We start from the raw sequence: 21,917 nt of genomic DNA on the forward strand, positions 1-21,917 counted from the left end.
CCCGCGCGACCACCCGGGCGGCGCCGGGAAGGATCAGACCCGGCAGGCCGTCTCCAGCCAGATGTCGCCGAGCGACTCCTCCAGCGGCACCTGCGTCCGCCAGCCGAGACGCTCCCTGGCCGTGCGGACGTCCGCCTGCCGCCAGGGCACCGGCTCCGGCGCCGGCGAGCGCCCGTCCACGGAGCGCGCCTCGGCGGCCCGCCCGTCCGACACCCGCTGCCCGGCCAGCTGGTGGACCAGGGGGTGCACCAGCTGGTCGACGGCACCGGAGGCCTGGGTCGGCAGCAGGCCCGGCCGGGTCTCCTCCGCCACGGTGCCACCGAAGCCGGACGCCCGGACCAGCATCTGCGCGGCGTCCCTGGCCCGGACGGCGTTGCCGCTGCCGATGTTGATCACACCGGTCGCCGCCGAGACCGCCGCCGACTGGATCGCCCGCGCGACGTCCCGGACGTCCACGAAATCCCGGTACCCGGACAGATCGGGCATCCGCACCACCGGCTCGTCCCGCTCCAGTGCCCGCCGCAGCCCCTCGGCCAGCCGGCCGAACAGCGAGGCGGTCGGCGCGCCCGGGCCGACCACGTCGAAGACCCGGAGCACGGCGGCGTCCAGCCCGGAGGCGAGCACCAGCTCCGTCCCGGCGAGCTTGGAGACCCCGTACGGGCCGACCGGGCGCGGCTCGGCGCTCTCCGCCACCGGGATCCCGCCGGGCACCGGGCCGTACTCGGCCGCCGAGCCCACGTGGACCAGCCGGGCGGGCTCGCGGCTGCGCCGGATCGCCTCGCACACGGTGGCGACGGCCAGCGTGTTCGCCCTGATCAGCACCCGGGAGCTGCCGTACGTGGCGCCGGCACAGTTGATCACCACCTGGGGGGCCACCGCGTCCAGGAACCGGGCCAGCGCGCCGGGGCTCCCGGCCGTCAGATCGAAGCGGATGTCGGCCGAGTCGCGCCGGCCGAGCACCGTCACCTGCAACTCCTGGTCCACGAGCAGTCGGTCGGTGACCCGGCGGCCGATGAAGCCGTCGGCGCCCAGCAGCAGCACCCTCATCAGGGGGCGTCCTTCCACGAAGCAAGGTCTCGGATGACCTGGCGGATCAAAGGTGAACAGGGTGAACAAGGTGAACAGGGTGAACAAACGGGTCGAACGATCGGGGCCGGCCCGGCCGGGCCGAGGGTGGGCCCCGGCGCGGAGCGGTCGGGCGGAGCGGTCGGGCGGAGCGGTCGGGCGGAGCGGTCGGGCGGAGCGGGCTCAGCGGTGCGAGCCCGGCTGGCCCAGCACCGCCCAGGCGTAGGGCAGCAGCAGCGCTCCCGCGACCGCGCAGCCGACCAGCTGGGCGCCGGCCGGGCCGTGGACGCCTGGCCACACCGGGGTCCGGAGCAGCAGCGTCACCCCGGCTCCCGCGGCCGTGCCCGCCAGCGCGGCGCGGGGCCGGCCGCAGTGCAGCAGCAGCGCCGCGAGGACGAACAGCAGGCCGAGGGCCCCCTGCGCCGCCCACTGGACGCCGTCCGCCCGGTGGACGGCGTCGAGCAGCAGCCCGCCGGGACGCGGACCGGGGCGCGGCGCGAGCACGGTGAGCACCGAGAGCGCGGCGAAGCTCAGCAGGGCGAGCGATGCGAGGTGGAGGGCGGCCGCCACCGGGAGCACCGGGCGCATCCGGGCCCGGAACTCGGCGATCGTCCCCGCCGCCCGCAGATGCACCCGGCCGACGTGCCGGTACCAGCGGGCGGCCCACTCGGCCGTCCCGATCGCCACCGCGGCCGCCACCGTCAGGGCGGCCTGGACCGGGCCGGGCGCCCGGAGCGCCGGCGACAGCAGCAGCGCGGCCGTGCAGAGCCCCTGGCCGAGCACCGCCGGCCCCTGACCGCCCGGCCACCGGTTCCCCGACGGCCGACCGCCCGGCCGGGCGGCGTACGCCGCGCAGACGGCCAGCCAGCCACCCGCGAGCACGGCCGTCACGAGAACGGCCGCGCCCGGCGGGCCGGGCCGCGCGGCCCGCACGGCGGCCAGGGCCGCGCAGGGCGGGGCGGCCAGCAGGGCCGTCCGGGCGGCGCCGGCGGAGCGCCGCCGCCAGGACTCCGCCGGCCGGTCCCGGGCCGCCTCGGGCGGGCGTCGGGGCACCCGGGCGTAGAGCTCCTCGGCCAGCGCGAACACGTCGGCGTGCCGGTAGCGGGCCGTGCGGCCCGGGCCGAGACCGGCCTCCTCCAGTCCGGCGGCGATCTCCAGCGCGTCGACCGCCCGCTCGCAGAGCTCGCGGTGGCGGGCCATCAGCTCGCGCACCGGATCCCCGGAGCCGGCGGGCGGGCTCTCAAGCCGTTCGGCCACCGCCGGCGCCCTCCCGGAGGACGCCTCCCCCCCGGTCATCGGACCACCTCCGCCAGGGCTTCCGGGGTCGACCGGCCGTCCACCGCCGACGCACGGGGGGCCGGCTCGGCCGCCCCGGCCGGCTCGTCGGCGGGGGCGGGCGCCGAGGGCGCTCCGGTGACCGGGACGCCGCCCGGGATCCCCCGGTCCGCCGCGGGGGCGCCCGCCATCCAGTACTCCGCCGGCCGCGCGAAGGGGCGCAGCCGCTCCCCCGCCGAGCCACTGTCCGGGGCGGGGAACGCGGGCCAGTGCGAGACCAGCTCCAGGTAGATGTCGCGGAAGGCGGTGACCACCGGTTCCACGGCGAAGCGTTCCTGCGCCCGCAGGCGGCCGGCCAGCCCCAGCCGCGCGCGGCGCTCCTCGTCGCCGAGCAGCGCCAGGCAGGCCCCGGCGAGCGCCCGCGGATCCCTCGGCGGGACCAGCAGACCGGTCGGGCCGACCACCTCGCGGGCCACCCCGGTGTCGGTGGACACCACGGCCCGGCCGCTCAGCATCGCGTCCGCGAGCAGCCCGGGGCCGCGCTGGGCGAGCGCCGAGAAGACCAGTACGGTGCCGCCCTCCCAGGCCGCGGCGAGATCGGCGGGCCGGCCGGCGAACTCCACCGCGGCGGTGAGCCCGAGCCGTCCGGCGATCGCCTCGCAGTGGGCGCGGTAGCCGGGTGCGGCCTCCTCGCCGTGGATCCGCAGCCGCGCCGCCGGCAGCTCGGCCCGGACCAGGGCGAAGGCGTGCAGCATCAGGGCCGGGTCGCGCCCCGGATCCAGTGCGCCGGCCCACACCAGGGTGGGCGTCCCCGGTTCGGGACCGGCGGCCGGCCGGGTCACCTCCGGGGTGCCCCGGTGGACCACCCGGGTACGGGCCTGGTCCGCGCCGCAGCGGCGCTGCCACTGCTGGTCGTGGACGCTGCCCGGGGTCAGCACGGCCGCCTGGCGGTACGTCTCCTCGGTGAGCAGCCGGAAGAAGGTGAGCAGCAGGGCCCGGACCGGCCAGCGGTAGGGCGCCTCCCGGTAGCCTGCGTACTGCTCCCGCAGGTGCAGGCCGTGCTCGGTGACGACGAAGGGGACCCCGTACAGCCGCTTCGCGGCGAGCGCGGGGAGTGCGGCCGGGCCGCCGCCGACCACGTGGCAGACGTCCGCCGAGCCGAGGCCGCCGGGGCCGGTGCCGTACCAGGGCGCGGAGAGCGGCCGCAGGCACTGCTCCAGCAGATCGGCCGCGACCAGGACGTCGCAGACCATCGGCTGCCCGGCGGCCGTGTCGGCGCCGGGCGAGCGCCAGGCCCGCTCCAGCACCCGCTGGGCCTGCCCGGAGGCGAGCAGGGCGGGCAGCGCGCCGTCCTCCCGGGCCAGCGCGGCCAGCCGGTACAGGCCGACCGCGAAGGAGGCCCGCTCACGCGGCATCACCAGGGCCCGGACCAGTTGCTCGTACGCCTGGAGGTACTGCCGGCGGCGCAGCGCGCCCGGTCTGCGCCCGGCCGGGCGCACCCCCCACATCGGCAGCTCGTGGACGGCGGCGGTGCGGCCCGGGCGGTCCGGCCGCTCGTCCGGCCCGTCCGGCCGCCCGGCCCGGCGGGCGAGCACGAAGAGCTCGAACTCGTGCTCGCCGAGCCCTTCCACGAGCCGGGCGCACCAGCCCGGACCGCCACGGTGTGCATACGGGCGAGTGCCCTCGGTGAGCAGTGCGACGCGCACGAAGACCTCCGGAGCAGAACGGATCAGGAGCGGATCAGAAGCGGATCAGGAAAGGACCGACGGACGGCTGCAGCGGTCGAGGACACGGGGAGCCCGATCGGCCGACATCACCGCGCGCCGGTGAGGCGCCCCGCGGTCGGCGCCGAGGACGCCGCCCGGCAGGCCGCGCCCCGGCCCGTCGAAGGCTCCCTCCGCAGCCGCCCCTTGGGCACCCCGACGGCTGCGACTCCCCCACATCTGTTCGGTCCGACTCCGAAAAAGGTAGGACGGACCGCCGACGATCCATCGGCCGGCCGCCTGCTTGCCACCTGAACGAGTGAACCGGCGTGACCAACCCCGCCCGCTCGCGTTAGGCGCCGGCCGCCCCGCCGCCCTCCTCCGCGGCGCCGGACGCCGCCACCGCGCCCGCCGGGGCGCCGCCCGCCCCGGCCGCCGCGAGCAGCTCCCGCGCCGCCCGCGCCACCTGGGCCGCGTACTCCATCATCGCCACGTGCCCCGACTCCGGCAGCACCAGCAGCCGGGCGTCCGGGAAGGCCGCGCAGGCCCGCCGGGCGGAGCGGTACGAGACCAGCCTGTCCTTCAGGCCGTACACCAGCAGCACCGGCACCCGGACCAGCTCGGCCTGCCGCCACAGCGCCTGGTCGCCGCGCTCGGTGTAGGCCGAGACGATCCCGCGCGCGGAGCCCGCCATCACCTGCATCGCGTACGGCAGCCCCATCCGGCGCCGGTACTCGGTGACCGCGTCCGCCCGCCGGCCGGCCGGCATCGCATCGGCGTCGCCGTACACCAGCCGCAACAGGCCGTCGGTCGCGTCCTCGGCAGTGCGGGGCTTCGGCGAGATCCTCCGCAGCAGGGCGGGCAGGCCGGGCACCGCGAGCAGGCCGGTCGGCCAGGCGGTGCGCTGCGGCGGCAGCTCCGGCAGGGCCGGGGAGATCAGGGTCAGGCTCCGGACGAGGTCCGGGCGCAGCGCCGCGAGCCGCACCGCGACGGCGCCGCCGAGCGAGTTGCCGAACAGGTGCACCGGGCCGCGCCCGGCCGCCTCCAGATAGCCGATCACTGCCCTGACGTGCCCGGACACCGTGAGGTTGCCGTCCAGCGGCGGCGCCGAGCGGCCGAAGCCGGGCAGGTCCACCGCCTCGCCGGCGACCAGGTCCGCGAGCTCGTCCATCAACTCGGTCCAGTTGTCGGCCGAGCCGCCGAGCCCGTGCACGAAGAGCGCCGGCGGCAGCTCCTCGCGACCGCCGTCCCCCGCTCCGCGGGCCGCCCGCACGACCAGCACGGCCCCGGGAACCTCGACCGTCCGGAGCCCGGCCTCGTCCCACTCCTCGGTACGCACCTGCTGCTCAGCGCTCATGGAGGACGATGGTAGTGAGGCCCGGCGGGTAATTCCCAGGCCCCGAAGCGGTAGCGTTCCCGGGCCGCACCCCTGCCATCGGCCGTGGTCAGACCGTAGTGTGGGCCCCTCACCGGGGGTACCGGGCATTTCTCGGCTCCACCCGGCGCGATTGTGGTTACCGAAAAGTAGAATCAGACATCTTGCCAGTGCTGTAGATCCCGTGAAGTGAGGAGCGCCGTGACGGCCATCCAGGAGGCGCAGGAGCGCCCGCGCGGTGCCCGCCTGCCGCGAAGCGCCCGCCGTGAACAACTGCTCGGCGCCGCCCAGGAGGTGTTCGTCGCCCAGGGCTACCACGCCGCCGCCATGGACGACATCGCCGATCGCGCCGGGGTCAGCAAGCCGGTGCTGTACCAGCACTTCCCCGGAAAGCTGGAGCTCTACCTCGCGCTGCTCGACAAGCACTGCGACGCACTGGTCGAGGCGACCCGCACCGCGCTGTCGGCCACCACCGACAACAAGCAGCGGGTGGCCGCCACCATGGAGGCGTACTTCCACTACGTCGCCAGCGAGTCCGGCGCGTTCCGGCTGGTCTTCGAGTCGGACCTGACCAACGAGCCGGCCGTGCGCGAACGCGTCGACCGGGCCGCCGACCTGAGCGCGACGCTGGTCAGCCAGGTCATCGCGGAGGACACCGACCTGCCCGAGGCCGAGGCCAAGCTGCTCGCGGCCGGCGTCTGCGGGCTGGCCCAGATCACCGCCCGGTACTGGCTCTCGCAGGGCCGGGAGATCCCGCACGACGAGGCCGTCCGGCTGGTCGCCAGCCTGGCCTGGCGCGGCCTGAAGGGCTTCCCGATGCACCCCGGGGCCCAGGACGGCGACGAGGACGGCGAGGGGACCGCCGAACAGGCGATCTCCTGACCTTCACCTCAGTGCCGACCACGTGCTCTATGGTGAAGCCGTACGGCGCGATCACCGCGAACGCCTTCACCAGGCGATCACGGCCTCGCGCGTGGAGGCTGCAACCCGGAGGGACGGAAGCCGTGGAGGTCAAGATCGGCGTGCAGAACGCGCCCCGAGAGATCGTTCTCGAGAGCCCGCAGACTGCCGATGAGGTCGAGAGCGCGGTCGCGAAGGCGCTGGAGGGCACCTCGAAGCTCCTCACGCTGACCGACGAGCACGGCCGCCGCGTCATCGTCCCGGCCGAGCGCCTGGCGTACGTGGAGATCGGCGAGCCGGCCGTCCGCAAGGTCGGTTTCGGCAACGTCTGAGACGTCCGACGGTGCCCCGCCCCCTGTCCGGGGGCGGGGCACCGTCGCGTTGCGGGCCGGGGGCGGCGGCGGGTGTAGCGCCCCGGCGCGCGGGTAGTACGGCGAGCGTGCGCAGTCGCACCGCTCCCGAGCCCCCGGAGGCTGGTCTTGCTGGTCGAGTCGATCGCCTTCGTCGTCATCGGCCTGCTGGTCGCAGCGGTCGCGCTGACCGCGCTGCCCGAGTACTTCCGGACGCCGCGCGGCCTGACCGTCGGTACCGCCGTGGTGGCGGCCCTGCTCAGCGGGGTGATAGCGCACTACGCCCTCGACGGGAGGCCGGCGCCGGTGATACTGGCGATCTCGGCCACCGGCTCGGCGCTGCTGGTCTCCGTCCTGGCCCGCCCGGACCGGGTCACCCACGCGCACCGGGCGCACCGCGCCCGCCGGCCCGGTGGCCGGCGCCGCCCCCACCGGCACGCGTAGGACGCCCCGGCCGGCCGGACACCCCGGCCTTCACGGGCCGGGTCAGGAGGCCAGCCCGAGCGCGGCCATCCGCCGGGTGTGCGCCTCGGTGATCCGGTTGAACATCTTGCCGACCTCCACCAGGTCGAAGCCCTTCACCTGAGCCCCGCCGACCAGCAGGTTCGACAGCGCGTCGCGCTCCGCCACGACCCGCTGCGCCTGGCTGAGCGCCTCGCCCATCAGCCGACGGCCCCAGAGCGCCAGCCGGCCGCCGACCCGCGGGTTCTCCTCGATCGCCTGGCGGACCTTGTCGACCGCGAACTGCGCGTGCCCGGTGTCGGACATCACGCCGATCATCAGATCCCTGGTGTCGTCGTCCAGCCGGACGGCCACCTCGCGGTAGAAGTCGGTCGCGATGGAGTCGCCGACGTACGCCTTGACCAGGCCCTCCAGCCAGTCGGACGGCGCGGTCATCCGGTGGAAGGCGTCCAGCGGCTCGACGAACGGCGTCATCGCCTCCACCGGATCGGCGCCGACCTCGGCGAGCCGGTCGTGCAACAGTTGGTAGTGGTGGAACTCGGCGGAGGCCATCCTGGCCAGTGCGGCCTTGTCCGCCAGGCCGGGCGCGAACTTGGCGTCCTCGGCCAGCCGCTCGAAGGCGCTCAGCTCGCCGTACGCGAGGGCGCCGAGCAGGTCCAGTACCGCCGCCCGGTAGCCCGGGTCGGCCGAGCAGGCCACCCAGTCACCGATCGATCCGGTACCGGCGTCCTGCGTCTCACCTTGGGTCTCCATGGCTCGCCACCTTAGTCCGACCGCCCCGCCCCGGCCGCCCGTGTCAGACGCGTCACGTGTTCGAGTCGTCGCGTGACTGTATGGTGGTAGGGAGGCCCGTAGTGCTCGCACGGTTCCGCCGCCCTTCGGCGGAGCGCGCGAGCCGGCTCCGCACGGCGACCGCCCCCCGGGGCGGTGCCGGCACGGACGCCGGGCGCTCACGTACGCGGATGCCCGGTCGGAGAGCCGATCGGCTCCGACCTTGGCTTGGACCTCAAGCCTTGGCACCGCATCAGTGGCCGAGCGAGGGCCGCCGCGGACCGCGCCCCACGGCGCAGGTCCCGCGCCGGGTCCCTCACGGGAAATCCTCCCCCACGCCGCCGGGCGACGCGCCTTCACCGGGCCGTCCGACCCCGGCCGGCCGCAGGGACCGGCGCGGTTGTGCGTCCGACGCAGCTGTACTCGGGCCGATCCGGCCCGCCCGCAGCCGCGCGGCTGCCCGCCGCCCTCTCGCTCTCGGCCCTCCACATGGAAGAGGCAGCACCCTGTCCACCACCGCTGAACCCACGAAGACCACGTTCCGTGAGCTCGGAATCCTTCCGGAGACCGCCGAGGCCCTGGAGGCCGTCGGCATCATCCACCCCTTCCCGATCCAGGAGATGACCCTCCCGGTCGCGCTGACCGGCCACGACGTCATCGGCCAGGCCAAGACCGGCACCGGCAAGACCCTGGGCTTCGGCCTCCCGCTGATCGAGCGCGTCGTCGTGCGCGCCGACGTGGACGCCGGCCGGGCCACCGAGGAGCAGCTCTGCGAGAGCCCGCAGGCGCTGATCGTCGTCCCGACCCGCGAGCTGTGCACCCAGGTCACCAACGACCTGCAGACGGCCGGCAAGGTCCGTGACGTCCGGGTGCTCGCCATCTACGGCGGCCGGGCGTACGAGCCGCAGGTCGAGGCGCTGAAGAAGGGCGTCGACATCATCGTCGGCACCCCCGGCCGCCTGCTGGACCTCGCCGGGCAGCGCAAGCTCGACCTCTCCAGGGTCCGCGCGCTCGTCCTGGACGAGGCCGACGAGATGCTCGACCTGGGCTTCCTGCCCGACGTCGAGAAGATCCTCACCATGCTGCCGGCCAAGCGGCAGACCCTGCTGTTCTCGGCGACCATGCCGGGCCAGGTCATCAGCCTCGCCCGCCGGTACATGAGCCAGCCGACCCACATTCGGGCCGCGGCGCCGGACGACACCGGCCACACCGTGGCCAACACCACCCAGCACATCTTCCGCGCCCACTCGCTGGACAAGGTCGAGATGGTCTCCCGGATCCTGCAGTCCGACGGCCGCGGCCTGGCGATGATCTTCTGCCGGACCAAGCGGACCGCGGCGGACGTCTCCGACCAGCTGACCCAGCGCGGCTTCGCGGCCGGCGCCGTGCACGGCGACCTCGGCCAGGGCGCCCGCGAGCAGGCCCTGCGGGCCTTCCGCGCCGGCAAGGTGGACGTGCTGGTCTGCACCGACGTCGCGGCCCGCGGCATCGACGTCGAGGGCGTCACGCACGTCATCAACTACCAGTGCCCCGAGGACGAGAAGACCTACCTCCACCGGATCGGCCGCACCGGCCGGGCCGGCGCGTCCGGCACCGCCGTGACGCTGGTCGACTGGGACGACATCCCGCGCTGGCAGCTGATCAACAAGGCGCTGGACCTGAAGTTCCCGGAGCCCGAGGAGACCTACTCCACCTCGCCGCACCTGTACGAGCTGCTGAAGATCGCCCCGGGCACCACCGGCGTGCTGCCGCGCGCCGAGCGCACCCGGGCCGGCCTCGGCGCCGAGGAGGTCGAGGACCTCGGCGAGACCGGCGGACGCGGCTCGCGTTCGGCCGGTGGCCGGGCCCGGGGTGCCAAGCCCGCCGGTGGCGCCTCCGCACGCGGCGCGGCGGCGCCGGTCGAGGCCCCCGCCGAGGAGAAGCCCGCGCGCAAGCCCCGCGAGCGCCGCCGCACCCGCGGCGGTACGGACGGCGCCGTCGAGGCGGTGGCGCAGGCCGCCGTGGTCGAGGCCGTCCAGGCCACCGCACCGGCCACCGACGCACCGGCCACCGACGGCCCGGCCACCGAGGGCGAGGGCGCTCCGCGCCGCCGCCGGCGCCGTCCGCGCAGCGCCGCGGCCGGCGAGGGCACGGCCACCGCGCCGGTGACCGAGGCCGCCGCGAAGGCTCCGACCGAGCCGGCCGCCGAGGGCGAGGCGGCCCCGCGCCGCCGCACCCGCACCCGCCGTCCGGCCGCCGCCGGTGGCGGCGGCGGCGAGGCGACCGCGGCGAGCTGACCCGGCGACGTCGCACCACACAGGGCGGGCCGGTCCGGGAACGGACCGGCCCGCCCTGCCGTCGGTCGCCCCTGCCGTCGGCCGCCCCTGCGGCCCACCGATCCGGTCTCCGGCGCGGCCGGCCCCGGGTGGCAGACCCTGGATGCCCGACCTCGGGTGGCCGACCCCGGGTGGCCGATTGCGCCGCGCCGTCCCGGCTCCCAGGGCCTGCCACGGCCTAGGCTCGGAACCCCGCGTCCGCCCCTGGAGGAGACCGCACCATGAGCACCCCGCCGTTCCTGAAGCTGCCCGGCTGCGCCCGCTCGCTGCGGCTGGCCACGCCCCGCGGGGAGTTCGCCGCGCTCTGGTCGGACCCGGCCGGCCCTCCCCTCGGTACGGCGCTGCTGATCCCCGGTTACACCGGCAGCAAGGAGGACTTCATCGCCCTCCTGGAGCCGCTCGCCGAGGCCGGCTACCGCGTGGTGACCGTCGACCAGCGCGGCCAGTACCGCAGCGGCGGACCGGACGACCCGGCGCCCTACGCGATCGCCGAGCTGGGTGCGGACGTCCGGGCGCTGGGCGCACTGCTCACCGGCGGCGGGCCCCTCCACCTGCTCGGGCACTCGTTCGGCGGCCACGTCGTCCGGGAGGCCCTGCTGGGCACCGACGGGGTGCAGCCGTGGGATTCGCTGACCCTGCTGTCCACCGGCCCGGCGGCGATCGACCCGTCCGAGGCGGCCCGCACCAAGCTGCTGGTCGACGCCCTGGCCACGATGGACCTGGAGTCCATCTGGCATGTGCTCCAGCAGATGGAGGAGGGCAGCGGCGACCCGGCCCGCCGGCCGGCCCCCGAGGTCGGGCGGTTCCTGCACGAGCGCTGGCTGGCCAACGTCCCGCAGGCTCTGATCACCATGGGCGGTCACCTGATCTCCGCGCCCGACCGGGTCGACGAGCTGGCCGCCGCCACCCCCGTACTGCCCAAGCTGGTGCTCTCCGGGGTACGGGACTACGCCTGGCCGGTGGCGGAGCAGTCCCGGATGGCGGAGCGGCTCGGCGCCCTGCGCGTGGTGATCGACGACGCGGGGCACTCCCCCAACGCCGAGCGGCCCGCCGAGACGGCCGCCGCCCTGGTCCGCTTCTGGTCCTGACCCCACTCCCGGCCCGACCGGCCCTCCGGCCCGTTCCCGGCCCATTCCCGACCCGCGCCCGGCCTGTGTACGGCCCGTTCCCGGCCAACGCCCGCGCCGGGGCGGCGCCGCCGCCGGATCCGGTGGCCCGGCCGCGCGGATCCGCCCGAGAGGTGTCCGCAGTCACATCTGTCGGGAAACTCGCGGGACAGATTTCGTTAGTTCCGGTAATATTTGAGTCTGTCCGGGAATCTTCGGCCGTCCCCATCGCGTTGAACACGTGGCCGGACACACCGCCGCGCCGTCACCCGTACCGGCGCCGGTCAGCCGAAACCAGGACTTCACGGGCAGGCAATCGCCCGGTAGCAGCACCGCAGCAGAGTGGTCGATGAAGTACCAGCAGTCCGGACGTACCAGCATCCCCGGCAGCCAGGGGGACCAAGTGCCGCAGCAGACCGCGGACCGTGCGACGCGACAGACCTTGCAGGGGCTGATCCCGAGTCAGCCACAACCGCCCCGCACACCGGGGCCAGGAAAGGAGAGGCCCATGCGCTTCGAGATTCTCCGACTGGACGACGCCCAGGGTGCCGCCACCGACCGGCTGATCGCCGACGCCGAGACGGTGAACGAACTGGTCCAGGCCGCGGCCCGGACCGGCGAGCGACTGCTCATCCGCCCGTGCAAGACCGTCTGACGCCGCCCGGCGCCGCTCCCGCAGGGGAGTGCGCCTCCGCTCCGGAGGCCGGCGAAGCGCCTGCCGCCGACATCCCGATACCCCACTGACGCCCCGTCGCCGATGAGTCGATGACGGGGCGTCAGTGCGTGCCGGGTCGGGCCCGCCACGTTTGCCGGTGCCCGCCGCTGGACATCCCCTAGCGGAGGCCGCCCACACGGCGCCGCCGGTGCGAGCCGGCCGGTAGGCCGCACAGACGACGCGACGCACTCCGTACGGGTGATCGTCCTTGACGCGGCGGTCCGGAGGGAGGAGCGTTGTCGGCTATGAGGGGCGAGCCCAGCTGCCCGAGGTGCGCCGGTCGGGTCCGCGCTCCCGGTCTGTTCTCAGACACTTGGCAGTGCGACCTGCACGGAGCGGTGCACCCGATGCAGCCCGTACTGCCCCCGAGCGTGGAGGCTCTGGGCGTGGCCGTGGCCCGCTCGCAGGTCCCCGTCTGGATGCCCTGGCCGCTGCCGGTCGGCTGGCTCTACACCGGGATCGCCCATGTCGGTGACGACATCTCCGGTGCGCGGGCCACCGCGGTGGCCTGCTCGGGCCCGGCGCCGCTCGGCGGATTCGGCGAGCTGGTGCTGGTGGCCGAGGAGCTGGGGGTCGGTCTGGGCGCCCGCTACGCGGGGATGCCGGGCCCCGACCCGGGCGAGTCCGTCTCCCTGCACAAGCCCGCCGACGCCAAGCTGCTGGCCGCCGGGCGGCCGACGCCGATGTTCCACGTCCCCGACGCCCCCGCCGACCGCGCGGTCTTCGCGGGCGAGGCGCGCGGGCTCTGGCTGTGGGCGGTGGCCTGGCCCGAGCAGTCGGCGCTGGTGATGTACGACGAACTGGTGCTCACCGATCTGCGCGACGCCGGCGCCGAACTCGGCCTGCTGCCCTGCGGTGCGCTCTCCCCCCGCCTGCTGGGCTGAGGGCGGCGGCGCGGGCTGACTATCCTGGGGCGCACCCGGCAAGCGCCCACCCCAGGAGCCCTGACTTGTGCGCATCGACCTGCACGCCCACAGCAATGCCTCCGACGGCACCGACAGCCCGGCCGAGCTGGTGGCCGCGGCCGTGGCGGCGGGCCTGGACGTGGTGGCGCTGACCGACCACGACACCGTCTCGGGCCACGCCGAGGCCGCCGAGGCGGTCCGGGCGCTGCCCGCCGGCGCCCGGCTCACCCTCGTCCCGGGCGCCGAACTCTCCTGCCACGTGGACGGCATCAGCATGCACCTGCTGGCCTACCTCTTCGATCCGGCCGAGCCGGCCTTCGCGCGGGAACGCGAACTGGTGCGCACCGACCGGTTCCGGCGCGGCCGGGCGGTCGTGGAGCGCTGCCGGGAGCTGGGCGCGCCGATCAGCTGGGAGCAGGTCGAGCGGATCGCGGGCTCGGGTTCGGTGGGCCGGCCGCACATCGCCAGCGCGCTGGTCGAGGCGGGCGTGGTGGGATCCGTCTCGGACGCCTTCACCGCCGACTGGCTGGCCAACGGCGGCCGCGCCGACGTCCGCAAGCACGAGACGGATCCGGTCGAGGCCGTCCGGCTGGTCCGGGGCGCGGGCGGCGTGCCGGTCTTCGCCCACCCCGGCGCGGTCAAGCGCGGCCGGACGGTCTCCGACGAGGTGATCGCCGGACTCGCGGCGGCCGGCCTGGCCGCTCTGGAGGTCGACCACATCGACCACGACGACTCGGCCCGCGCCCACCTACGCGGCCTGGCAGCCGAGTTGGGGCTGCTGACCACCGGCTCCAGCGACTACCACGGCAGCCGCAAGACCGTCCGACTCGGCGAGCACACCACCGAGCCGGCGGTGTACGAGGCACTGCTGGCGCAGGCGACGGGGGCCGCGCCGATCACGGCGTGACACGCCGGGGCCGCGCCCACGATCGCGACCCGCCGTCGACACCGGGACAATTCGGGCATGAGCGAGAACCCGGCCCGATGAGTCTCTTCGACGTCACGACGTTCGGATCACTGTTCGTCACCCTTTTCGTGATCATGGACCCGCCCGGCACCATCCCGATCTTCCTGGCCCTCACCTCCGGCCGGGCGCACCGGGTGCAGCGCCGGATGGCCTGGCAGGCCGCCGCCGTGGCGCTCGGCGTGATCACGACCTTCGGGCTGTTCGGCCGCCGGATCCTGGACTACCTGCACGTGTCGATCCCGGCCCTGCAGGTCTCCGGCGGCGTCCTGCTGCTGCTGATCGCGCTCGACCTGCTGACCGGGAAGATCGAGGAGCCCACCCAGACCAAGGACGTGAACGTGGCGCTCGTCCCGCTGGGCACCCCGCTGCTGGCCGGGCCCGGCGCCATCGTGGCGGTCATCCTGGCCGTCCAGGGCGCGGACACCGGCGCGAAGCAGCTCGCGGCGTGGTGCGCCATCGTGGCGATCCATGGCGTGCTGTGGCTGACGATGCGCTTCTCACTGCTCATCATCAGGGTCATCAAGGAGGGCGGCGTGGTCCTCATCACCCGGCTGTCGGGCCTGCTGCTCTCCGCGATCGCCGTCCAGCTGACCGCCAACGGCGTCTTCGGCTTCATCGACGCGTACGGCTGACCGCGCACCGGCGGGGCCGGGCGCCCGGCCTGCGGTCAGTCCAGCGGGACCGCCCGCCGCAGCGGATCCCGCAGGTCGGTGCCGTGCCGCAGCCAGAGCTCCTCCAGGGCTGCCGCGCCGTGCACCCGCTTGTGGCCGGCCTCGTTGGGCGTCATCGGCAGCAGCGGCAGGAAGCGGACCGGATCGGCCGGATCGTCCAGCTCCAGATCCGGCACCAGTCCGCCCGGTTCGGCGGCCAGCACGGACGTGAAGGGCGCCCCCTCCCAGAGCGGGGAGCCCAGGTCCAGCGAGCCGCCGGGGGCCACCACCAGCCCCTCGACCTGCGGAGTGGCGGCGAAGACGGCCAGCGTGCGGAGCACGTCGTCGCGCCCCCCGCGAACCGTGAGCACCAACTCGGCGCGGGGGCCGCGCACCGGGTCGGCGACCGCCGCGGTCGGATCGGCCATCGGCGTCGCGGCCATGCCCAGGGTGGCGTACCGGACCAGCCCCTCGGCGTCCGGACCGAAGCGCAGCACCTCGATCCGGTCGGTGCCGAGGAAGGTGACGGCCGCTCGGCCGCTCGGTTCGCCGAAGGTGGTCAGCAGCCGGGCCTCGACGGCGGCCAGGACGGCCTCGCGACCGTGACGGCCGGGGCCGTGCGGGTCGCCGGACGGGTCACCGAAGAGGGGGAAGTCGTGCGCCATGCCGGTGAGCGTAACCCGCCGCCGGATACCGGCTTGTGAACACCCCAGCGGTGAGGCCCGGCCAGCTGTTAATGTGAGCAGCTGGCCACCGGGCACTTCTGTCGTCCCGGGGCAGCGGCGCGAAGGAGGTGGTTGCGGTGGATACCAGCCGACCATGCAGTACCGGCAGCTCTGCCCGGCCCGGACGCCTTCCCCGTACCCGTCACCACACCAGCTGAAACAGCTGCGTCTGCCGCGGTGACCGAGGCGGCATCAGTTCGAGCCGGGAGAGCACCCTCCCCGGAGCCGCGTCGTCCCGCATCGTGCCCCAGCAAGGCCGAGGACCGACCGCAGGCACCGGATTCCATCGGTGTTCCTCGCCGCCGCACCCCGGCTGATCCCCTCGTGCCGCCGTGCGACGGCTCCTGCCCAAGGAGCCTGCCATGTCGATGATCAACAACCTGCGCGCCGCCGTCCGCCCGCACCGGCGCCGTCCGGGCGACGACTCCTACGACTCGATCCACCCCGGCCAGTCCACCTCGGCGGTCGTCGACTGCGCGGTCTACCAGGACGGCAAGCGGTACGGCGACAGCTGCAGCCCGCGCGAGGCCGCCCGCCGGGTGAAGGCCGCCAAGCAGGTCGACAGCGGTGCCTCGTTCAGCTGGATCGGGCTGCACGAGCCCACCGAGGCCGAGTTCGAGGGCATCGCGCAGCGCTTCGGGCTGCACCCGCTGGCGGTCGAGGACGCGGTGCACGCGCACCAGCGCCCCAAGGTCGAGCGCTACGACGACGTGCTCTTCGCCGTCTTCAAGACCATCCGGTACGTCGAGCACGAGTCGATCACCCCGACCAGCGAGGTGGTGGAGACCGGCGAGCTGATGGTCTTCGCCGGCCAGGACTTCGTGATCACCGTGCGGCACGGCGGCCACAGCTCGCTCCAGGAGCTGCGTCGACGGATGGAGGAGGGCGTCGACAACACCGACGGCAGCCGGCTGCTGACCAAGGGGCCGTCCGCCGTCCTGCACGCGATCGCCGACCACGTGGTGGACAACTACCTGGTGGTCGCCAACCGGCTGCAGACCGACGTGGACGAGATCGAGTTCGACGTCTTCGCGAACAAGGGCGGCAAGGGCACCGACGTCGGCCGGGTCTACCAGCTCAAGCGCGAGGTGCTGGAGTTCAAGCGCGCGGTGGCCCCGCTGCTGCGGCCGATGCAGCAGCTCTCCGAGCCGCTCCAGCGACTGGTCGACCCCGACATCCAGAAGTACTTCCGGGACGTCGCGGACCACCTGGCCCGGGTGACCGAGCAGGTGCACGGCTTCGACGAGCTGCTGAACTCGCTGCTCCAGGCCAACCTCGCGCAGGTCTCGGTCGCGCAGAACGAGGACATGCGCAAGATCACCGCGTGGGCGGCCATCTTCGCCGTGCCCACCATGATCACCGGCGTGTACGGGATGAACTTCCAGCACATGCCCGAGCTCGGCTACAAGTACGGCTATCCGATCGTGCTGGTCAGCATCGCCGCGATCTGCGCCGGGATGTACCGGGGCTTCCGGCGCAACGGCTGGCTCTGAACCCCCGAAGGGCCGGGCCGGGCCCGGCCCCCACGGGTGGGGGCGCCGCCCGGCCCGGGCGGTCAGCGGCGCCCGCCGCGCGCGACCAGGACCAGCCCCAGCAGGATCAGGGCGACCGCCGGGTACGCGGCCGCCGGCGGCCACTGGCCCAGCCAGAGCGCCGCGATGAGCGCCGCCCCCGGGGTCTCCAGCAGGATCGCGGTGGAGGTCACGGAGGGCCCCAGGGTGCTCACCACCCGGTTGCTCAGGGAGTGCCCGAGCAGCTGGGCGGCGACCATCAGCAGCGCGATCTGCCACCAGACGCCGGCCGGCCAGCCGACGAGCGGCGTACCGGCCGCCAGGCAGATCACCAGTAGGACGACGGCCGTGGTCGCGTAGCAGACCAGGGTGTACGCGGTCGTGCTGACGCTCTTGCGGACCTCCGCGCCGAGCAGCATGTACCCGGCCGCGGCGAGCCCGGCCGCGAGCGCCAGCGCGTCCCCCGCCAGCGCGCGCGGGGAGAGCGACAGGTCGACGCCGGTGAGCACCAGCACCCCGGCGAAGGCCACGCCCATGCCCGCCCACACCAGACGCGGCGCGCGCACGCCGAACAGCCGCATCAGCAGGATCGTCCAGAGCGGGGTGGTGGTCACCAGCGCGGTGGACGAGGCGACCGAGGTCATCCGCAGGCTCGGCATCCAGAGCGCGAAGTGCAGCCCGAGCAGGGCGCCCGCCGCCATCGCGAGCAGCAGCGCCCGGCGGCCGATGCCGCGCAGCTCGGCCCGGTGCCGCAGCAGGGCGTACGGCCCGAGCACACCGACCGACATCACGTTGCGCCACAGCGCGATGGCCAGGGCGGGCGCGGCGGTGGCGCTGATCAGCGGGGCGGAGAGCGAGATGCCGCCGATGGACACCGCGAGCAGCAGCAGGTCCGTCCGGGGAAGGGCGTGGGGCACCGGCCCTGCGGCGGGAGGGGCCGTCCCGGTGGGGGCGGCGGTGTCGGGCCGGACGGCGGGCACGGCTCTCCTCTGCTGTGAACGGACGTGGACACGGATACCGTCCCCTACGGTAAGGCCCCTTTCCCCGCGACGGAACTGTCGGGCGGCCGCTCGGGGCCCCTTCCAGGGCCCGGCGGGGCCCCAGGCCGTACGCTGTGCGCCATGGACCGCACGCCTGCCGCAGCCGCGACCGCCGACGACTTCCTGGACCGGGCCCTCCTGGAGGAGGCCGCGCGCAAGTCCGGGCTGCTCTGGGTCCGCGCCGAGGGGCAGGAACAGAGCCGGGCACTGTGGCACGCCTGGCACGACGGGGCGGTCGTCGTGGTCGGCGACGGCGGCGAGCAGCCCCTGCACGGCCTGGAGGCGGGCCGCGGCGCCGAGGTGACCGTCCGCAGCAAGGACAAGTGGGGACGGCTGACCGGCTGGTCCGCCCGGGTCGGCGAGCTCGCCCCCGGCAGCGAGGGCTGGCTCGGCGCGGTCGAGGAGCTGAAGGGCAAGCGGCTGAACGCGCCCGACACCGACACCGTCACCGACCGCTGGGCCCGGGAGTGCCGGGTGCTGCGCCTGGAGCCGGCCGGCCCGCAGGGGCGGCAGCTGACCGAGCGGCCCGGCGCGATGCCGGACGGTTCGCTGGCCACCACCCCGATGCCCTCCCCGGCCACCACCCGTCGGCCCGTCCCGGCCGGCCTGCCCAAGCTGCTCTTCAAGCGCCGCGGGCGCTGACTCCCCGTCCGGTCCGGCCGCGGGCGCTCCCCCGCGCCGGGCGGGCCTCGGCGGGCTGCGCCCTGTCCGCCCCGGTAGCCTTGGCCCGGGGCGCCAGGGCGCCGCACGTGCACCGAGGGGAGTCGAGGGTCCATGGCAGGGGCAGGCAGCCGGGTCTTCATCTCCCATCTCGCGGGCGTCGCCGTCTTCGACCCCAACGGTGACCAGGTCGGCCGGGTCCGCGACGTGGTGGTCTCACTGCGGATCGGCGGGCGGCCGCCCCGGGTGCTCGGGCTGGTCGTGGAGGTGGTCGGGCGACGCCGGATCTTCCTGCCGATGACCCGGGTGACCAGCCTGGAGTCCGGGCAGGTGCTCACCACCGGCGTGATCAACATGCGGCGCTTCGAGCAGCGCTCCTCCGAGACCCTCGTCCTCGCCGAACTGCTGGACCGCCGGGTGGTGCGCGCCAAGACGGAGGAGGAGGTCACCGTCCTGGACGTCGCGATGGTGCAGACCCGGGTGCGCGAGTGGGAGATCAGCAAGGTCTTCGTCCAGATCGGCCGGCCCGGCCGGCTGCGCAGGGCCAAGGGCGAGACGCTCACCCTGGACTGGCACGACGTCACCGGCTTCTCGCTCGCCGAGGAGGACCAGGGGGCCGCCAACCTGCTGGCCACCTTCGACCAGCTGCGCCCCGCGGACCTCGCCAACGTGCTGCACCACCTGTCCGCCAAGCGCCGCGCGGAGGTGGCCGCCGCGCTCGACGACGAGCGGCTCGCCGACGTGCTGGAGGAACTGCCCGAGGACGACCAGGTCGAGATCATCGGCAAGCTGAAGGACGAGCGGGCCGCCGACGTCCTGGAGGCGATGGACCCGGACGACGCCGCCGACCTGCTCTCCGAACTGCCCGGCGAGGAGGCCGAGCGGCTGCTCCAGCTGATGGAGCCGGACGAAGCGGCCCCCGTGCGCCGCCTCCTGACGTACGAGGAGAACACCGCCGGCGGTCTGATGACGACCGAACCGATCGTGCTGGAGGCCGACGCCACCGTGGCCGAGGCCCTCGCCCGGGTGCGGATCGCCGACAACAAGCCGGCCCTCGCCGCGCAGGTCTTCGTCTGCCGGGCGCCGAGCGAGACACCCACCGGCAAGTACCTGGGCACGGTGCACTTCCAGCGGCTGCTGCGCGAGCCGCCGTACACCCTGGTCGGCTCGCTGGTGGACGACGACCTGGACCCGCTGCCGCCGGACACCCCGCTCTCCCTGATCACCAGCTATCTCGCGACGTACAACATGGTGGCCGCACCGGTCGTCGACGAGGGCGACCACCTGCTCGGCGCGGTCACCGTCGACGACGTGCTCGACCACCTGCTCCCCGAGGACTGGCGCGACGCCTCCCTGCACGGCGACGACTCCGCCGGGCCGGACGGCGCCCGGGGCATCAACGCGTACCAGAGGGAGGCGACCGGTGGACGCTGACCGCAAGGGCCGGCGGGACGACAAGGCCCGCCGGGACGACAAGGCCCGCCGGGACGACAAGGCCCGGCGGGACGACAAGGCTCGGCGGGACGACAAGGGCCGTCGGGAGGACACGCCCCGCCAGCGCCTGCAGGGCGAGCTGCGGCACCTGCGCCAGCTGCGCGAGCTCCGGGCCCGCGAGGGCAGCCGGATGCAGCGCACCGAGAGCGCCAGCAGCGGCTCCACCCGGGCCCGGCTCGACCAGCCGCGCACGGCGCGCCGCGGCCTGATCAGCCTGCCGGCGTACGACCCGGAGGCGTTCGGCAAGCTCTCCGAGCGGATCGCGCGCTTCCTGGGCACCGGGCGGTTCATCGTCTGGATGACGGTGGTGATCATCGCCTGGGTGGTCTGGAACACCCTGCTGCCGACCACCGTGCGGTTCGACAACTACCCCTTCATCTTCCTCACCCTGATGCTCTCGCTGCAGGCGTCCTACGCGGCGCCGCTGATCCTGCTGGCGCAGAACCGCCAGGACGACCGGGACCGCGTCAACATGGAGCAGGACCGCGCCCGCAGCGACCGCAACATCGCCGACACCGAGTACCTGACCCGCGAGGTCGCCGCGCTGCGCCAGGGCCTGGGCGAGGTGGCCACCAGGGACTTCATCCGCTCCGAGCTGCAGTCGCTGCTCAAGGAGATCGACGAGCGGCGGGAGCCCTCCGAGCTGCTGTGACCCGGGGCACGCCACCGGTGAGTCGGGCGGCAAGGCGGCGCGCCGTACCATCAAGGCATGGCCAACGAGACAGAGGTTGCGGCCGGCGTCACGGACGAGTCCGTGCGCGCGGCGCTGGCGACCGTGAACGACCCGGAGATCAACCGACCGATCACCGAGATCGGCATGGTGAAATCGGTCGAGATTGCCGAGGACGGCGCGGTGCGCGTCGCGGTCTACCTGACCGTCTCCGGCTGTCCGATGCGCGAGACCATCACCAACAGGGTCACCGAGGCGGTCGCCGCCGTCCCCGGGGTGACCGGCGTCGAGGTCGAGCTGGACGTCATGAGCGACGAGCAGCGCAAGGAGCTCTCCAGCCTGCTGCGCGGCGGCGCCCCCGAGCGTGAGATCCCCTTCGCCCAGCCGGGCACGCTGACCCGGGTGTACGCGGTCGCCTCCGGCAAGGGCGGCGTCGGCAAGTCCTCGGTGACCGTGAACCTGGCCGCGGCGATGGCGGCCGACGGCCTCAAGGTCGCGGTGGTGGACGCCGACATCTACGGGCACAGCGTGCCGCGCATGCTGGGCGTCGAGGGCCGTCCGACCCAGGTCCAGGACATGATCATGCCGCCGTCCTCGCACGGCGTGAAGGTCATCTCGATCGGCATGTTCACCCCGGGCAACGCCCCGGTGGTGTGGCGCGGACCGATGCTGCACCGCGCGCTCCAGCAGTTCCTGGCCGACGTGTACTGGGGCGACCTGGACGTCCTGCTGCTCGACCTGCCGCCGGGCACCGGCGACATCGCGATCTCGGTGGCCCAGCTGGTGCCGAACGCCGAGATCCTGATCGTCACCACCCCGCAGATGGCCGCCGCCGAGGTGGCCGAGCGGGCCGGCACCATCGCGCTGCAGACCCACCAGAAGATCGTCGGCGTGATCGAGAACATGTCCGGCATGCCGTGCCCGCACTGCGACGAGATGATCGACGTCTTCGGCACCGGCGGCGGCCAGACCGTCGCCGACGCGCTCACCCGCTCGGTCGGCGCGAGCGTCCCGGTGCTCGGCAGCATCCCGATCGACGTCCGCCTGCGCGAGGGCGGCGACGACGGCACCCCGGTCGTCCTGGCCGCCCCCGACTCCCCGGCGGGCGCCGCTCTGCGGACCATCGCCGGCAAGCTCGGCGGCCGCCGGCGCGGCCTCTCGGGCCTCTCGCTGGGGCTGACCCCGAAGAACAAGTTCTAGAACGGCCGACGGCGCGGGGCGGGGCGGTGCACACCGCCCCGCCCCGCGCCGTCGCGCG

The 21,917-nt window shown here is 74.7% G+C and carries 21 protein-coding genes; 14 read left to right on the top strand and 7 right to left on the bottom strand.

Annotated features, from left to right (window positions below):
• Window positions 1–33 precede the first annotated feature (33 nt).
• From OG823_RS13025 to OG823_RS13040, 4 genes are all read right to left on the bottom strand, one after another.
• Window positions 34–1,047, bottom strand: a complete 1,014-nt coding sequence (locus tag OG823_RS13025) for an NAD-dependent epimerase/dehydratase family protein (protein ID WP_371479660.1) — start codon at window positions 1,045–1,047, stop codon at window positions 34–36.
• Window positions 1,048–1,248: 201 nt separating this feature from the next.
• Window positions 1,249–2,322: a hypothetical protein gene (locus OG823_RS13030; RefSeq protein ID WP_371479661.1), complete on the bottom strand. Its 1,074-nt coding sequence runs from the start codon at window positions 2,320–2,322 to the stop codon at window positions 1,249–1,251.
• 35 nt (window positions 2,323–2,357) lie between these two features.
• On the bottom strand, window positions 2,358–4,046 hold the full coding sequence (locus tag OG823_RS13035; protein WP_371479662.1) for a DUF3492 domain-containing protein: 1,689 nt from the start codon (window positions 4,044–4,046) through the stop codon (window positions 2,358–2,360).
• Between the two features lie 349 nt (window positions 4,047–4,395).
• A complete protein-coding gene (locus OG823_RS13040; protein ID WP_371479663.1) occupies window positions 4,396–5,400 on the bottom strand; it encodes an alpha/beta fold hydrolase in 1,005 nt (334 codons plus the stop codon).
• A gap of 219 nt (window positions 5,401–5,619) precedes the next feature.
• On the opposite strand from OG823_RS13040, the gene OG823_RS13045 reads away from it, so the two are divergent.
• From OG823_RS13045 to OG823_RS13055, 3 genes are all read left to right on the top strand, one after another.
• The gene (locus OG823_RS13045; protein WP_371479664.1) at window positions 5,620–6,300 is read left to right on the top strand and encodes a TetR/AcrR family transcriptional regulator; all 681 of its coding nucleotides are present in this window, start codon (window positions 5,620–5,622) and stop codon (window positions 6,298–6,300) included.
• Window positions 6,301–6,422: 122 nt separating this feature from the next.
• Complete coding sequence (locus tag OG823_RS13050; protein ID WP_371479665.1) at window positions 6,423–6,650, top strand: DUF3107 domain-containing protein; 228 nt, start codon at window positions 6,423–6,425, stop codon at window positions 6,648–6,650.
• Window positions 6,651–6,797: 147 nt separating this feature from the next.
• Entirely contained in the window at window positions 6,798–7,112 is a 315-nt protein-coding gene (locus OG823_RS13055; protein WP_371479666.1) for a hypothetical protein, read from the top strand.
• A gap of 42 nt (window positions 7,113–7,154) precedes the next feature.
• On the opposite strand, the gene OG823_RS13060 is transcribed toward OG823_RS13055, so the two are convergent.
• Window positions 7,155–7,883 (bottom strand): ferritin-like fold-containing protein, encoded by a 729-nt coding sequence (locus OG823_RS13060; protein ID WP_371479667.1) that lies wholly within the window; start codon window positions 7,881–7,883, stop codon window positions 7,155–7,157.
• A 638-nt stretch (window positions 7,884–8,521) separates the two neighbouring features.
• Here OG823_RS13060 and OG823_RS13065 point away from each other — a divergent pair.
• The 6 genes from OG823_RS13065 (at window position 8,522) to OG823_RS13090 (ending at window position 14,541) form a co-directional block, all read left to right on the top strand.
• Complete coding sequence (locus OG823_RS13065) at window positions 8,522–10,177, top strand: DEAD/DEAH box helicase (protein ID WP_371479668.1); 1,656 nt, start codon at window positions 8,522–8,524, stop codon at window positions 10,175–10,177.
• A 260-nt stretch (window positions 10,178–10,437) separates the two neighbouring features.
• Complete coding sequence (locus tag OG823_RS13070; RefSeq protein ID WP_371479670.1) at window positions 10,438–11,304, top strand: alpha/beta fold hydrolase; 867 nt, start codon at window positions 10,438–10,440, stop codon at window positions 11,302–11,304.
• A gap of 526 nt (window positions 11,305–11,830) precedes the next feature.
• Complete coding sequence (locus OG823_RS13075; protein WP_371479671.1) at window positions 11,831–11,977, top strand: hypothetical protein; 147 nt, start codon at window positions 11,831–11,833, stop codon at window positions 11,975–11,977.
• A gap of 305 nt (window positions 11,978–12,282) precedes the next feature.
• Window positions 12,283–12,921 (top strand): DUF6758 family protein, encoded by a 639-nt coding sequence (locus OG823_RS13080; RefSeq protein WP_371479672.1) that lies wholly within the window; start codon window positions 12,283–12,285, stop codon window positions 12,919–12,921.
• 67 nt (window positions 12,922–12,988) lie between these two features.
• Window positions 12,989–13,849 carry a PHP domain-containing protein gene (locus tag OG823_RS13085; protein ID WP_371479673.1) on the top strand — a complete coding sequence of 287 codons (861 nt, stop codon included), beginning with the start codon at window positions 12,989–12,991 and terminating at the stop codon, window positions 13,847–13,849.
• Between the two features lie 77 nt (window positions 13,850–13,926).
• Window positions 13,927–14,541 (top strand): MarC family protein, encoded by a 615-nt coding sequence (locus OG823_RS13090; protein WP_371479674.1) that lies wholly within the window; start codon window positions 13,927–13,929, stop codon window positions 14,539–14,541.
• Window positions 14,542–14,576: 35 nt separating this feature from the next.
• Here the strand turns inward: OG823_RS13090 and OG823_RS13095 are convergent, their stop codons facing one another.
• Window positions 14,577–15,224: a suppressor of fused domain protein gene (locus OG823_RS13095; protein WP_371479675.1), complete on the bottom strand. Its 648-nt coding sequence runs from the start codon at window positions 15,222–15,224 to the stop codon at window positions 14,577–14,579.
• A gap of 422 nt (window positions 15,225–15,646) precedes the next feature.
• Between OG823_RS13095 and OG823_RS13100 the strand changes: the two genes are divergently transcribed.
• The gene (locus tag OG823_RS13100) at window positions 15,647–16,777 is read left to right on the top strand and encodes a magnesium and cobalt transport protein CorA (RefSeq protein ID WP_371479676.1); all 1,131 of its coding nucleotides are present in this window, start codon (window positions 15,647–15,649) and stop codon (window positions 16,775–16,777) included.
• A gap of 62 nt (window positions 16,778–16,839) precedes the next feature.
• Here the strand turns inward: OG823_RS13100 and OG823_RS13105 are convergent, their stop codons facing one another.
• Window positions 16,840–17,775 (bottom strand): DMT family transporter, encoded by a 936-nt coding sequence (locus OG823_RS13105; protein ID WP_371479677.1) that lies wholly within the window; start codon window positions 17,773–17,775, stop codon window positions 16,840–16,842.
• A gap of 141 nt (window positions 17,776–17,916) precedes the next feature.
• On the opposite strand from OG823_RS13105, the gene OG823_RS13110 reads away from it, so the two are divergent.
• The 4 genes from OG823_RS13110 (at window position 17,917) to OG823_RS13125 (ending at window position 21,859) form a co-directional block, all read left to right on the top strand.
• Window positions 17,917–18,477 (top strand): hypothetical protein, encoded by a 561-nt coding sequence (locus tag OG823_RS13110; protein ID WP_371479678.1) that lies wholly within the window; start codon window positions 17,917–17,919, stop codon window positions 18,475–18,477.
• A 132-nt stretch (window positions 18,478–18,609) separates the two neighbouring features.
• Complete coding sequence (locus OG823_RS13115; protein WP_371479679.1) at window positions 18,610–19,929, top strand: magnesium transporter MgtE N-terminal domain-containing protein; 1,320 nt, start codon at window positions 18,610–18,612, stop codon at window positions 19,927–19,929.
• A 190-nt stretch (window positions 19,930–20,119) separates the two neighbouring features.
• Window positions 20,120–20,641, top strand: coding sequence for a DUF1003 domain-containing protein (locus tag OG823_RS13120; RefSeq protein ID WP_371484459.1), 522 nt, complete (start codon window positions 20,120–20,122; stop codon window positions 20,639–20,641).
• Between the two features lie 57 nt (window positions 20,642–20,698).
• On the top strand, window positions 20,699–21,859 hold the full coding sequence (locus tag OG823_RS13125) for an Mrp/NBP35 family ATP-binding protein (protein WP_371479680.1): 1,161 nt from the start codon (window positions 20,699–20,701) through the stop codon (window positions 21,857–21,859).
• Window positions 21,860–21,917: the final 58 nt, after the last annotated feature.

The sequence above is a fragment of the Kitasatospora sp. NBC_00315 genome, from assembly GCF_041435095.1.
Lineage (GTDB): Bacteria > Actinomycetota > Actinomycetes > Streptomycetales > Streptomycetaceae > Kitasatospora.